Source organism: Salinispora tropica CNB-440, from assembly GCF_000016425.1.
In the GTDB taxonomy this organism is placed as follows: Bacteria; Actinomycetota; Actinomycetes; order Mycobacteriales; family Micromonosporaceae; genus Micromonospora; species Micromonospora tropica.
In genome coordinates this window covers 2,343,378-2,357,013 of sequence record NC_009380.1, presented here as the reverse complement: position 1 = coordinate 2,357,013, position 13,636 = coordinate 2,343,378, and the positions used below count along the sequence as shown (strand labels likewise).

The window sequence follows — 13,636 nt, the reverse complement described above, 5'->3', positions numbered from 1 at the left end:
CGGCCGACCGACCCGATGCCCGGTTGACCCCGCTGTAGCCGCATCGGCAGGGGCAGGGCCCCGGGGACCCTGCCCTAACGCCGACGCAGCAGCCGCCGAAGCTGGGCGGCGACCCGATGCCGCGTCACCGGCACCACGGAGATCATCAACCGGCCGGAGTCGTCAAGGACCGGCGTCACCACGTAGGGTCGGGCGCCACGGCGGCGCAGCAGTGGTGCGGTGACCCGCAACCGGGGCGCGCGCAGCGCCATCGAGCCGGCTGCGCCGGTCGCCTGGTTGAGGCCCTGTGCCCGTCCGGGATCGAAGGTGCCGACCTGAGCCGACACCGCCCGGCGGCGGCCGGCGGTTCCGGTGGCGGCGAGCAGGTCAGCTGCGCGGAACCGAATCCGCAGCGCGGTCCCGTTGGAATCGGAGGCGACCAGTTCTGTGGTGGCGCGGATCTCCTCGGCGCTCACCGTGATCGGCGGTAGCTGTGGGGCGGGCGTCCAGGCGGTCAACGTCAGCACGCCGCCGGTTTCCCAGGAAACGGCGGTAACGGCGAGCTTCGCGCTCCAGTCCGGGTTGGCGGTCACGTCGAAGCAGGCATCGGGTACGCCAGCACGAAAGCCCGGGTACGCGGCGTATCGCCGGCCGTCCGCCACGATGGTGGGCGGTATCCCGCCGCGGGCGTCCTGCCGAATGACGGCCAGCAGGTCGTCGAGGGTTGCGTCGCGGGTCAACGCCAGCCGGATCTGGGTCTCGGCGTTCAGCTCGGCGGCGATCTCCTTGGTCAGGTGCTTGGCGACCAGGCGCCCGACGCCGTCATGCACCTGCTGCTGGACGCCGCGGTCCAGCCGTAACAGGTCGTCCTCGAGCAGCTTGGCGATCTCGTGGTCGAAACGCCGGGCCAGGACCACGTCGCGTTGCTTGCCGGGGCCGATGAGGTCGACGACGAAGCCAGTGGTCTTCTCGACAGCCCGCAACCGGTCCAGGTGCCGGCTCAGATAGGTGATATTGGTGGCGCTCATCCGGCGGACGGCATAGTAGAACTCGTAGTCGGCCAGCACCGAGATGCGCCGTGCCCGGTAGCAGGCCGCCAGGGTGAAGGGCAGATCGCTGGCGATCGGCAGGTCCTCCGGGTAGCGGATCCGATGCCGTTCCAGCAGCTCGCGACGAAACAGTTTGGTGTTGGCCAACGATCGCGGCAGGGGCGAGTCGAACAGGTCGACATCGACCTGGTTCGCCACGAAGATGTCCTGGTAGATGTGGCGACTGTTGACGCCGACCACCTTGCCCAGCACGACATCGGAGCCCCACTCGTCGGCGGACCGGACCAGCCGGTCGAGGGCCTCCGGGCCGAGTCGGTCGTCCGCGCCGACGAAGAACACGTAGCGCCCGGTGGCGACGTCGAGCGCCCGGTTGCAGGGGCTGGCGGGTCCGCCGGAGTTGGCCTGGTGGATCGTGGTGAACACGCCGGGGTAGCGGGCGGCGTACCGGTCCAGTACGGCGCCACTCCCGTCGGTGGAACCGTCGTCCACGGCCACGATCTGCAACCGGTCCAGCCCGATCGTCTGGGCGACGATCGAGTCCAGGCACGAGGTCAGGTAGGGCATGGTGTTGAAGACCGGGACCACCACGCTCACGTCCGGCGTACTCACGACGTCTCCACGGACTCGACGGTCGGGCTCAGCAACCGGCGGTAGAGGGCGTCGAGGCGGTCTACTTGCGCCTCCCAGGTCCAGTCAACCAGGGGCGAGTCCGGCCCGTCGTAGCTTCGGCGATACCGTTGCGGTTCGGCGAGCACCGCCTGCACGGCGCGGACGAGGTCACCGACGTCCCGCGCCCGGAACACCTCGCCCTGGCCGGTAGCGCGGACGGTGTCGGCCATCGTCTGCACGTCGCTGACCACAATGGGCAGCCGGGCGTGGGCGTACTCGAAGAACTTTGTGATCAAGGCGATCTCGTGGTTCGGCCAGTGGTGCAGCGGGATCAGCCCCACGTCGGCGGCGCTGAGGAAGGCGCTCACCTGCTGGTGCGGCACGTACGGCTGGGGGTGCACCCGGTCGGCCACGCCCAGCCGCGCAGCGACATCCAACAGCTGCCGCAGGTACGGCGCGCTCACGTCACCGACCACCAGCGCAAGGTGGACATCGGGAAGACGCGGCAACGCCTCGATCACCGTTCCCACTCCCCGTTGCTCGGCAAGTGCCCCGCTGTACACCAGCAGGGGGGTCTCCGGCCCGACTCCGCACCGGGCCCGCAGGTCCGGCACGTCCGGCGGTGGCGGGTCCGCCACCGCCGGGGCGTTGAGCAGTACGGTCGGTTCCTCGGCCAGCCGGTACTCGCTGCGGAGCAGGTCGGCCAGGGCAGCCGAGACGGTGACCACGCCGTCAACGCGTGGCACGTACTCCCGCAGGTACGCGAGATGGGCCGGCAGCCACCGCACGTTGTCGCGGCGTGGTCGAGCACCGGCCAACCACTCGTGCGCGTCCCACACCAGCCTCACCTGCCGGCCCACCGCCTCCGCCCGCTCCACGGCCCGGGCGGCGACGCCGAGCATCCGGAAGTCGTGGGCGTGGATCAGGTCCGGCGCCACCGCGTCAACCACCGGACCGAACACCCGTTCGTACGTCCACAGCCCCGGCTCGAGCCGCCGCCACGCCCGGTCGCCGGAGATCGCGTGCCAGAGCAGCACCTGGACGTACTCCGACGGCCGACGAAGCAGTCGCGCCACCCGCAGTAGCGCTCCACCGCGGGCGACGAGGCGCTGCCGGACCCCGGACCGCGCGGCGGGGCGGGGCATCGCCAGCACGCGGACGGTAGCGGTACCAAGTTGTCCCTCCCGCGCGGTGTCGCCACAGCCCAGCAGGGTGACGTCCCAGCCCGCGTCAGCTGCCGAGCGGGCAGCCTTCTGCACACGGGAGTCGCCGTCGATGCTGTTGTCCACGAGCATGACCACCCGACCACGGCCAGCCGCGGCGACACCGTCGCAATGCACGAATGATTCTCCGATTCTTTCCGGTCGGCAGACGCCCGGAGAGCGTACGGCATCTTGACCGGCGAACTCGGCGCGGCACAACCTATTCCCCGCCGTATACCTGCTGGCCATGCTGAATGCAGCTGTGGTTTCCCCGGAGCCGTTTAGGTCATGCACAAGGCCCCACCGGATACCCGGGCCGGCTTTCCGCTGGCCCGTGATGAAAAGCCGTTATCGATACGTAGGCGGTACTTAATGTCGCGTACACCTGATGTCAGCGTGGTCATCCCGACGTGCGACCGGCCGGCCTTGGTGACTCGGGCGGTCCAGAGCGCCCTCAATCAGTCCGTCACCACCATCGAGGTCATCGTCGTGGTCGACGGTGCGGACGCCGGAACGCTCGCCGCGCTCGCCGCGCTGCGGGACCCGCGCCTACATGTCCTTCCGCTGACTGAGCGGGCCGGCGCGCCGAACGCGCGCAACGTCGGCGTCGCGGCGGCCCGCGCCGAGTGGACGGCGTTCCTTGACGACGACGACGAGTGGCTGCCCCACAAGCTCGAGGTCCAGCTCCGGCTCGCCAGGACCGCCACGGTACCCGCGCCGATCGTCGCGAGCCGGCTGGTCAACCGCACCCCCCGAGCCGAGTTCGTCCTGCCACGGCGCCTCCCGGAGCCGGACGAGCCGATCTGCGAGTACCTGACCGTACGCCGGGGCCTCTTTCACGGCGACGGATTCATCCAGACCTCGACGATCCTGGCTTCGACCGCGTTGCTGCGACGCGTGCCGTTCACGGTGGGCCTCCGCCGTCAGCAGGAGCTGGACTGGACGCTGCGCGCCCTCGCGCACGACGACGTACGCCTCGTCATGGCCACTGAGCCACTGGTGCTCTGGCACCAGGATGAGGACCGGCCCCGAATCAGCCTCTCCTCCCCGTGGAAGGCACAGCTCGACTGGTTGCGCTCGATCCGCACCCTGGTGACCCCTCGGGCGTACGCGGCGATCGCGCTCAGTATCATCGGCTCGATGGCGGCCACCACCCGCGATCCGCACGTGTTTCGCACTGTTCTTGCCGATGCTCGGCGACATGGTCGGCCGGGTCTTCTCGACTACCTGACGTACCTGCAGATCTGGCTTATCCCACCCCAGCTTCGGCACACTCTGCGCGACCACATCCTGGCTCGGCGACGGGTGTCGGCGCCCGCCCAGACCCCAGCCGCCGATACCGCGCCCAGACCAGCCGAGCCCAACCGGACCGGCGCCGCCGCGTCCCAGAACCCCTGAGCCGTGCCGTCAGCCCAGCCCTCGCCCCACGTCGTGATCTGGCGCAGCCACCTGCTACCGGGCTCGGAGACGTTCATTCGGAACCAGGCCGACGCGCTGACCACCTGGCGGCCCAGCTACCTCGGCGCGGTGCGAGTCCCCTCGGCGTTGTCCCGCGACACCGACACGGTGGCGTACGGCAGTGCGCGGCGAGACCGGCGGGACCTACTCGCGCTGAAGGTGTCCGGCCGGTCACCCCGACTCACCCACTTGCTGCGGCAGCTACGCCCGGCGCTGGTACACGCCCACTTCGGCGGGGACGGGTGGCTGATCAGCCGAACGACCGCTGAACTCGGCATTCCCCTGGTCATTACCGTGCACGGTCAGGATGTCACCCGCCAGCCCGCGCTCCCCGGCCTACGTGGAGCCCGTCAGCGACGCAACCTCCGGGCGGCGTTTGACCGGGCGGCCCTGGTCGTCGCCGTCAGTGGGTTCATCCGGGACCGCGCCGTCAGCCTCGGGGCTGACCCGGCGAAGGTCCACGTGCACCACATCGGCGTACCGATCCCGCCCCCGCCCGCGGCGACCAGGCGGGAGTGGGATGTCGCCTTCGTCGGACGACTCGTCGCGAAGAAGGGGGTCGACGACCTGGTCGAGGCGCTGGGGCTGCTCCGCCCCCGACGACCCCGCGCGCTGTTCATCGGCGATGGGCCACTCGCGGCACCGTTGCGGACGCGCGCCGCCGAACTCGGCCTCAACGCCACGTTCTGTGGATCGCAGCCACCGGCGGTGGTGCGCCGGCACCTGGCCGCCGCGCGGCTGCTGGCCGCACCGTCCCGGACGGCGCCAGACGGCGATTCGGAAGGGCTGCCCACCACCATTCTGGAGGCGGCGAGCGCCGGTCTGCCGGTGGTGGCGACGTACCACAGCGGCATCCCGGAAGCGGTCGTCCACGGCACGACCGGGCTACTCGGCGCCGAGGGCGACCGCGTGGCGCTGGCGGCGAACATCGGCCGGCTGCTCGACAACGACACGCTGCGCGAGCAGCTCGGTCAGGCGGGCCGCCGACACGTTGTGGAGCACTTCGACCTGCGCCGGCAGACCCAGCGGCTGGAACAGCTCTACGCCCAGGTCGCGGGAGCTCCTCCGCCCCCGTGACCATCGACGGTCCGGCCTGACCAAGGCCAGCTCAGGCACCAGACGTACGCAGCGCCGGTGCCGGCCGGTTGCTGGCCCGGTCGCGCGGCCGGCGGTCGGGCAGCGACAGCCGGACGACCTTCTTCCAGGCGGAGAAGACCTGCCGGGGCAGCGATCCCGTGGTGTACTTCAGGCCGTACCGGTCGAACAACGCCCGAACCTCCGGGACGACCTCCCGGTAGCGGTTGCTCGGCAGATCCGGGAAGAGGTGGTGCTCGATCTGGTGGGAGAGGTTACCGGACATGATGTGCAGCAACCGGCTACCGCTGATGTTCGCCGAGCCGAGCATCTGTCGCAGGTACCACTCGCCGCGGGTCTCCCCCTCGATTGAGGTCTTCTCGAAGGTCTCCACGCCCTCCGGGAAGTGCCCACACATGATCACGGAGTGGCTCCACAGGTTACGGACCAGGTTCGCGGTGAAGGTCGCGGCGAGCGTGCTCAGAAACGACGGCCCGGACAGCAGCGGGTGCAGCACGTAGTCCTTCAGGACCTGCCGGCGGATCTTGCGGCCGACCGCCCGGGCCCGGGCCCGGAACGCCGGATCCCGGTGCCGGCCCTTCTTCAGGTTGCGCCCCAGTTCCAGGTCGTACGCGGCGATGCCGTACTCGAAGAAGCAGGCGTTGATCAGGTTCCACAACGGCTGCCCCAGGTAGAGCGGGTACCACCGCTGGTCCTCGTCGACCCGCATGATGCCGTACCCGAGGTCGTTGTCCTTGCCGATCACGTTGGTGTAGCGATGGTGCAGCTCGTTGTGGGAGTGCTTCCACTGCTCGGCCGGGGAGACGTGGTCCCACTCCCAGGTCGTGGAGTGAATCTTCGGGTCCCGCATCCAGTCCCACTGACCGTGCAGGATGTTGTGCCCGATCTCCATGTTCTCCAGGATCTTGGCGACCGACAGGCCGGCCGTTCCGACAATCCACGCCGGCGGGAACAGCGAGAAGAGCAGCACCGCCCGACTGCCCAGTTCCAGGCCCCGCTGCGTCCGAATGAGCCGGCGAATGTAGCGGGCGTCCCGCTCCCCCAGGTCGGCCATCACCCGGTCCCGGATCGCGTCGAGTTCCTTCCCGATCACCTCGATGTCTTCAGCAGTGAGGTGAGCGATCGGGTTGACGGGCTTGCGTTGTATGACGGTCACGTCGGTACTCCGGAATCAGTGGTCGAGGTCGCAGGGGCCGGCGGCGGCCGACACGCAGGTCTGGACGAGAACACCGTCGCCGGGAACCGCCGTGGTGAGCGACCCGTTGCGCAGGTCACGGACGGCGCCCTGGCGCAGTGGCAGGACGCAGCCGTAGCAGATGCCCATGCGGCAGCCCGACGGCATGAGCACCCCAGCCGCCTCCCCCGCCTCCAGCAGCGGGGTACTGCCGTCGGCGGCGACGGTCACACCGCTGCGGCCGAAGGTGACGGTGCCGCCCTCGCCCGGTGAGATGGTGGTCGGCCGGAACTGCTCGGTGTGCAGTCGCTCGCCCCGGCCGACCGCGGTCCAGTGCGCGGTCAGGGCGTCGAGGAGCCCGGCCGGGCCGCACGCCCAGGTTTCCCGCTCGAGATGGTCCGGCACCAGCGCGGCCAGGTCGGCGAGGCTGAGCTGGCCGTCATCCCTGGTGTGCCGCTCCACCAGCCGGAGCGCGCCGGCGCCGGCCAGCTCCCGCAGCGCCCCACCGAAGATCACATCCGCCGCGGTGGGCGCCGAATGCACCAGGGTGACATCCGACCCCGTGAGGGCCCCGCTGCGCAGCATCCCCATGACCGGGGTGATTCCGCTGCCCGCGGTCACCAACAACACCCGCGCCGGCGGTGTGGCCGGCAGCACGAAGTCGCCCTGTGCCTGGTCAAGCTGCACAATCGTGCCGGGCTGAGCGTGCCGCACCAGATGGTTGCTGACCAGGCCGTCCGGGATCGCCTTGACGGTGATCGTGATCGGGTCGTGGCGGTCTCCCGGAGCGGAGGTCACCGAGTAGGCCCGCCACTGCCGCACGCCGTTGACATCCACGCCGAGCCGGACGTACTGGCCGGGGCGGTGCCCCTGCCAGTCTCGTCCCGGCTGGATCACGACGGTGGCGGCGTCCGGGGTCTCCGGACGCACCTCAACGATCCGGCCCCGCAGGTCGGTGCCGGCGCGCAGCGGGGCGATCAGGTCGAGGTAGTCGTCGGGCAGCAACGGGGTGGTGACCGCCGCGGCGAGCCGCAGAAACCCGCGACGCAGGGACGCCGGCGCGGACGGGCGCTGGACGGTGGTGGTCATAACCCGATCGTCGCGGCACACTGGCATAAAATCTTGACTTGGGAAGGTGAACCCGAGCCGCGAATTTATACGAAGGGAACAAGGTTGTGGCCGAGCGGTCCGAGGCAACCCGGCGTGCGGCCGGGCTGGACCTGGACGATCGGGTTGCCGCGGAGCTCCGCGACCGACTCGCCCTGCTCGCCGAGCGCACCGTCACCGCGATCACCGCCGAGGTACCCAGCTACTCCGGCACCCTCACCGGGCAGATGCGGGACAAGATCGAAAATGCCGTACGGATCGCCCTCGGCACCTTTCTACAACTCGTCGAACGCTCCTATGGAGCCGACCCGAGCACCCCACTCGTCCCCGCCGTCGAGGCCGCGTACGCGCTCGGCAGTGGCGAGGCCCGCTCCGGCCGCAGCGTGGACGCGCTACTCGCCGCATACCGGGTGGGTGCCCGGGTTTCCTGGCGGGAGATGTCCACCATCGCCGTGCGCGGACAGCTTCCGGCCGCCACGGTAGCCGAGTTCGCCGAGCTGATGTTCGCCTACATCGATGAGCTCTCCGCCGCCAGCGTCGCCGGACACGCCGACGAGCTGGCCAGTACCAGACTGATCCGCCGCCGCAATCTGGAACGACTCACCCAGCAGCTGATCACCGGAGCCGACGAAGAAGTACTGCTGCGCAGCGCGGAACGGGCTGACTGGCCACCGCCGCAGACCCTCACCGCCGTGCTGCTGCCCCGGTCGAACCTACGCCCGGCACTCAAGCTACTGCCCGCGCAGACCCTGGAGAGCGCCGACGACCTGCCCGGCCGCGGGCCCGACGACGAGACCGCCGGACTTCTCGTCCCGGATGCCCACGGCGACCGGCGGCGGCAGCTTGCCCGGCTGCTACGCGGCCGACGGGCGGTACTCGGCCCGGCCCGGCCCTGGACCCAGGTCGCCCACTCCTGGCAGCGGACCACCCGGGCGCTCGCCCTGGGTCTGCGTCCGGACGACGTCGGCGCGCCTCTGGACACCGAAGCCCACCTCGCCGAGCTGCTACTCAGCCACGACCCGGAGGGCCTGGCGGACCTGCGCGCGCAGGTGCTGGCGCCGCTGGCGGCACTGCCACCCACCACCGCCGACCGGTTGACCGAGACCCTGCGCTCCTGGCTGCTGCACCACGGCCGGCGCGACGATGTCGCCGCCGACCTCTTCGTGCACCCGCAGACCGTGCGCTACCGAATGGGCCAGCTGCGCGAACTGTACGGGGACCGGCTCACCGATCCGGCCACCGTGCTCGACCTGACCCTGGCCCTGGCCTTCCCACGCCGCAGCAGCGTCAAGGAGCTGCCGCCGCAGGACTGACCGGCACCGGGTACGCGGCCACCGCGTACCCGGTGCCGGTCAGCCCAGTATCGTCATCGTCATCGTCACCGACGGCGGGGGCGCCGGGTCAGACCGAAACCGACGACACCAGCCACCGCGGCGAGGATGCCGCCGACCGTGCTCCAGACCCAGCGCGAGCCGAGCTCGGGCAGCCAACCGAAGAAGCCGTCGTCGTCGCCCTCGGCCGGCTCCGTCGGAGCGGCCTCGAGTAGGGTGCCGGCCTCGGTGGGCAGCACCAACGGCTCCGCCAGTACGCCGTCGTCGCGGGACCCCTCACCCAGCGCGCCGACCAGTAGCTCCACCTCGATCGGGAGGCCAAGATCTTCCTCCGGCAGCTCGGCCACCGAGAGCCGGACGTAGTACGTCCCCGGCAGCGGATCGGCCGACCACGGCTCAGCCCAGGAGCGCACCTGCCGCAGGGTGCAACCGAGCGAGACGCTCTCGGCCTCGGCGGTAGCCGTCGGCGTCTGGGCTCCGGCGGTGCAGGCCTGACGTCGCCGCAGCCCGTCGAAGACCTCCACGGTCCACGTCGACTCGCCACTACGCTGCTTGGGCAACGACACGGTCGCGGTGATCTCATGACGCTCGCCGGCCACGGCCGGGAACGACCAGTACAGGTAGTCGCCGGTAGCGGCGTCCACCCGCACCGGCTGCCCGGCGGCGATATCGGTGGCGGTCAAAAAGGAGGTCCCTGCTCGGGTGACCGGTGTCGCCCCCGGTGATGGCGTCGGGGTGGCCCAGGCCGCCCCGGGTGAGACCAGCAGGGCCAGGCCGACAGCGGCCAGGACAGACCCACCCTGGATTGACCGGACCCGCATCACTTCTCCCTCCAGGTCGTTACCCACCACCGGGTGAGCACCCCGGACGCCAGTCCTGCCAGCAGACCAACCCCGGTCAGCAGGACGAGCAGCACCCAGCCACGACCGAGATCCGGGGCAGCCGGAGCAGGCGAGGACACGACCATGTCCACGGTCAACTCAACCGGCATACCCGGCGACATCTGGGTCCCCGGCTGGGGTGCGAAGGCGTTACTCACCACGAGACAGACGATGGTGGCTTCGGCGTCGGTGGTAGTCGACGGGGTTGGGGAGGGCCCATCCTCCGGCTGCTCCCCCGCCGACCAACGCAGACCGGCGGAGACGACATCGGTCCGGCCGCTACCGGCGTCCACGCCACGCACCAGTTCCCGACCGTCGGTGGCCACCGCCCGCAGCAGCACCGCATGGTCGGGGTTGACCGGCCGGTCCAACGCCACACTGACAGAGGCGCGCAGCTCCTGCCCGGGATACACCGGCACCCGATACCAGCGGTGCTCCGAGAACTTCTCCCGGTCGCTGTAGACGCCGGCGCCGAGTAGCGGGGCGTCGGCACAGACCGAGGTACCGGCGACCACGGCCGGCGTGGCCGTGTGCGTGTCCCGGGCCCGGTCGACCAGTTGCTTGATCCGCCCGGTCAGTTCGTCCGCGCTCTGCGCCGCGGTGTACGTGCCACCAGTGGCCCCGGCGATGCAGAGCAGTTGCTGACGCACCTTCTCGTCCGGGGCCAGGCCGAGGGTGTCCACGACCAGCTTCGTCCCCTGCGCAGCCAGCTCTCGGGCCACCTCACAGGGGTCTGGTGGGGCGCAGGTGTCCTCGCCGTCGGTAATCAGCACGATCCGCCGGGCGGTGCTACCCGTACCGAGATCCTCGGCGGCCGAGCGCAGCGCCAGTCCGACCGGCGTGTAACCCGTCGGACGAAGCGTCGCCACCGCTGCCTTTGCCTGCACCCGATCGACCGGTCCGACCGGCACGATCTGTTGGGTGTCCTGGCAGCCCTGCTCCTTGTCGTCACCCGGATAGGTGGCACCGAGGACCCGGATTCCCAGTTCAGTCTCATCCGGCAGCGCGTCCACCACCTCGTTGAACGCCTGCTGGGCGACCGAGATTCGGCTCCGCCCGTCGATGTCGGTGGCCCGCATCGATCCGCTGACGTCGAGGACCAGCTCGACCTTCGGCGGCTCGACCGGGGTCTCCCAGTCCGCGAGGGCCGGCACCGGACCAGTCATCACGCTCGCTGCCAGCAGCCCGACGAGGGCTGCCGCCAATCGTCTCGTCTTGATCATCGACGGCAGTCTAGGACAGCTCCACATCGGACAATGAGGGGGGTTACGTGATACAGATCACGCATGCGTCCAATCAGGCCTGTGCCTAGCGTCGGGTGACGTGATTGATCCATCGCTCGGTCGAAAGCACCACAAGCCGACCTGCGCTCCGCCGGTACGCCCGCTCTCCCAAAACCGTGACTTCGTCATCCTCTGGGTGAGCCAGTCAATCTCCGCTCTGGGTAGTGCCGTCTCCTCGGTGGGCTTCGTCCTGCTGACGCTGACCATCACCGGATCGGCAGCACACGCGGGAGCCGTCGCGTCAATCGCTGCCATCACCGCTGTGGTGTGTCGACTCCCGGCAGGATCCCTGGCAGATCGACGCGACCGACGACTTCTCATGATCGCGGCAGATCTGGGACGCGCGCTGGCACTGAGCAGCCTGGTCATCGCTGGCACTATCGACCAGATCACCTTCATCCACATCGCCATTGTGGCGATCGTGGAAGCGGCCCTGAGTAGTTGCTTTCAACCCGCCGAGACGGCAGCACTACGGTTCGTCGTGGCGAGCGAGCAGGTGACCCAGGCCGCCGCCCGGTACGAATCCCGCACGCATCTCGCGACGCTGATCGGACCTGCCCTCGGGGGCATACTCTTCAGTGCCGGCCGCGTGGTGCCGTTCCTGATCGATGCCGTGTCCTACCTCGCCTCCGCGGTAGGGCTGACCCTGATCCGACGCCCCCTCAGCACCACCGGTGGGAATCGTGCCCCGCACCCAAGCCGTGGCTTCGTAAGCGCCGGTCTGCGATGGCTGTGGCAGGAGCGGTTCGTTCGGGGCGCGGTGCTCTGGTTCGCCGGTGTCACCTTCGTCTTTCAGTCGATCGGCCTGGTCTGTCTCCTACTGGCGGAGCGCCACGGTGCGGGTCCGGCCGCCACGGGACTGCTGTTCTCGATAACGAGCACGGGTGGGCTGATAGGCGCGCTGGCGGCGCCCCGACTGGTCGCGCGTTTCCAGCCACGGACGCTGATCACCGCGTTCGGGTGGGTTGCGGCGATGGTGACTCCGCTGCTGGCCGTGGTCCACTCCGCGTATCTCATCGGTGTCATCGGCGCGCTGGCCTTCTTCCTCGGACCCGCAGCCAACGCTTCGATCATCGGCTACATACTCACGCACGTCGATTCAACCCTCCAGGGAAGGGCGAGCGCCGCCGTGCACTTCCTCAGTGGGATCCTGCTACCGACAGCCCCCGCTCTCGCCGGGGTGTTGGTCCAGTGGCTGGGTGCCGTCCCGACCGTGCTGCTATACTCGTCGGTCCTATTCGCCCTCGCGATCGTCACGACGACGGCGCGTAGCCTCGGCGTACGTCAACGTTGAACGGAGGTCACGGCCAGCCAGATCAGGCCAGGTGCGCGGCCGTCCCCCCGGATCCGGTAGAGCGCAGGCGCGCACACGCCTGCTCACACGCCCGTTGGAGCCGTTCGGTGGCGTCTCGGGACAGGCCGCGTTCGGCCGCGGTCCAGGCAGCCCACGCCTGGACAACATCCAGAAGAATGTCACTGACATCCGGATCACCGATGGCGTCTCGCGTCAGACCTGGCAGGCCCAAGGCGGCCATAACCCGGCGCGGGCCGAGTCGCATCGGATGGCAGCAAGCCCGATCGGTGAGCTGCTCGACGAAGAGGTCCACCGCCTGGCTCGTCGCGTCGCCCCCGGGCAGCTTGGCGCCGAAACTGGAGGCGAGGAACGCTCGCTTCATGAGTTCGACATCCACGCTGTCGGGCAGCGGGTCCGGTGGCGCGGCGGCGATGCTCAACGCCCGGGCCCGGGCCAGGGTCAGCGCCCGCATCTTCCGGTACACGGCCGGCGCCGGATTCGGCTGGTAGTCCCGATCTTCCAGCACCTCGTCCGAGGTGACGACCGCGTCTTCGAACAAACGCCGGGCATACGCCGGGTCAACCGGCTCGGTGACCAGACCATCGACACCGTCAGCGCGGCGCAGGACATCCCGCAGCACCTCAACGTCCATGCCGAGGGTCAGCTCCCGAAACAGGCCACCGTCCACCGCGAGGTCGATCATTGCCAGAATGCCGTGCTCATCGTCGCCGTCGTAGGAGAAGACGCACAGCACGAAGGCGGTCTCGTCGAAGGGGTCGTGCGCCCACCAGCAGCCCTCCACCCGCACCCGGCCGATCGTGGACGCCCAGGACGGGTCCGGGACGCCCTGTCGAACAAGCCGGTCGGCGTGCAGCCCGGCCAGTTCCCGCTGAGTGTCGACCGGACTCATCGCCTGGAACGCCCGCAGCGCCGCCATCGCCGTCGGCGTCTTTCGCCGACCCAACTCCTGGATGACCCGGGCATCCTCGCGCGCCGCGACAGCCAGGGACGGCCCGAACCCCTCCGCACCCTGATGGGCGAGCAGTTGCGTCATCCCCTCCTCAATGCGCCACGGCGAACCACTCGCCATGATCGAGAAGTTCCACTCCACGAAGTCAGCGCCCGCTACGGCACGATCGATGCCCTGATCGCTGTCATCCATCCCCGGATTGTC

Annotated in this window: 11 protein-coding genes; 4 read left to right on the top strand and 7 right to left on the bottom strand. The window is 69.8% G+C overall.

The genetic code is table 11. The annotated features are described in order from the left end of the window. Nucleotides 1–74: 74 nt before the first annotated feature. Nucleotides 75–1,637, bottom strand: coding sequence for a glycosyltransferase family 2 protein (locus STROP_RS10480; RefSeq protein ID WP_011905962.1), 1,563 nt, complete (start codon nt 1,635–1,637; stop codon nt 75–77). Then, a complete protein-coding gene (locus STROP_RS10475) occupies nt 1,634–2,977 on the bottom strand; it encodes a glycosyltransferase family 4 protein (RefSeq protein WP_011905961.1) in 1,344 nt (447 codons plus the stop codon). Before STROP_RS10475 ends, STROP_RS10480 begins: the two co-directional genes overlap by 4 nt. A gap of 150 nt (nt 2,978–3,127) precedes the next feature. On the opposite strand from STROP_RS10475, the gene STROP_RS10470 reads away from it, so the two are divergent. Both STROP_RS10470 and STROP_RS10465 read left to right on the top strand, forming a co-directional pair. Beyond that, nucleotides 3,128–4,237: a glycosyltransferase family 2 protein gene (locus STROP_RS10470; protein ID WP_011905960.1), complete on the top strand. Its 1,110-nt coding sequence runs from the start codon at nt 3,128–3,130 to the stop codon at nt 4,235–4,237. Between the two features lie 33 nt (nt 4,238–4,270). Continuing rightward, nucleotides 4,271–5,374: a glycosyltransferase gene (locus STROP_RS10465; RefSeq protein WP_230582354.1), complete on the top strand. Its 1,104-nt coding sequence runs from the start codon at nt 4,271–4,273 to the stop codon at nt 5,372–5,374. A 31-nt stretch (nt 5,375–5,405) separates the two neighbouring features. Here the strand turns inward: STROP_RS10465 and STROP_RS10460 are convergent, their stop codons facing one another. Together STROP_RS10460 and STROP_RS10455 are read right to left on the bottom strand one after the other, a co-directional pair. Further along, nucleotides 5,406–6,548, bottom strand: coding sequence for a fatty acid desaturase family protein (locus STROP_RS10460; RefSeq protein WP_011905958.1), 1,143 nt, complete (start codon nt 6,546–6,548; stop codon nt 5,406–5,408). Nucleotides 6,549–6,563: 15 nt separating this feature from the next. Then, complete coding sequence (locus STROP_RS10455) at nt 6,564–7,655, bottom strand: ferredoxin reductase (RefSeq protein ID WP_026274882.1); 1,092 nt, start codon at nt 7,653–7,655, stop codon at nt 6,564–6,566. A gap of 86 nt (nt 7,656–7,741) precedes the next feature. Here STROP_RS10455 and STROP_RS10450 point away from each other — a divergent pair, with 86 nt between their 5' ends. Next, nucleotides 7,742–8,986: a PucR family transcriptional regulator gene (locus STROP_RS10450; RefSeq protein ID WP_011905956.1), complete on the top strand. Its 1,245-nt coding sequence runs from the start codon at nt 7,742–7,744 to the stop codon at nt 8,984–8,986. Between the two features lie 65 nt (nt 8,987–9,051). Here STROP_RS10450 and STROP_RS10445 read toward each other — a convergent pair whose 3' ends face one another. Both STROP_RS10445 and STROP_RS10440 read right to left on the bottom strand, forming a co-directional pair. Beyond that, a complete protein-coding gene (locus STROP_RS10445; RefSeq protein WP_011905955.1) occupies nt 9,052–9,825 on the bottom strand; it encodes a hypothetical protein in 774 nt (257 codons plus the stop codon). Next, the gene (locus STROP_RS10440) at nt 9,825–11,108 is read right to left on the bottom strand and encodes a VWA domain-containing protein (RefSeq protein ID WP_028564148.1); all 1,284 of its coding nucleotides are present in this window, start codon (nt 11,106–11,108) and stop codon (nt 9,825–9,827) included. The genes STROP_RS10445 and STROP_RS10440 overlap by 1 nt, the downstream gene beginning before the upstream one ends. Before the next feature lie 100 nt (nt 11,109–11,208). Here STROP_RS10440 and STROP_RS10435 point away from each other — a divergent pair, with 100 nt between their 5' ends. Then, a complete protein-coding gene (locus tag STROP_RS10435; protein ID WP_011905953.1) occupies nt 11,209–12,462 on the top strand; it encodes an MFS transporter in 1,254 nt (417 codons plus the stop codon). Between the two features lie 22 nt (nt 12,463–12,484). Here the strand turns inward: STROP_RS10435 and STROP_RS10430 are convergent, their stop codons facing one another. Then, on the bottom strand, nt 12,485–13,624 hold the full coding sequence (locus STROP_RS10430; RefSeq protein ID WP_028568660.1) for a beta clamp domain-containing protein: 1,140 nt from the start codon (nt 13,622–13,624) through the stop codon (nt 12,485–12,487). Nucleotides 13,625–13,636: the final 12 nt, after the last annotated feature.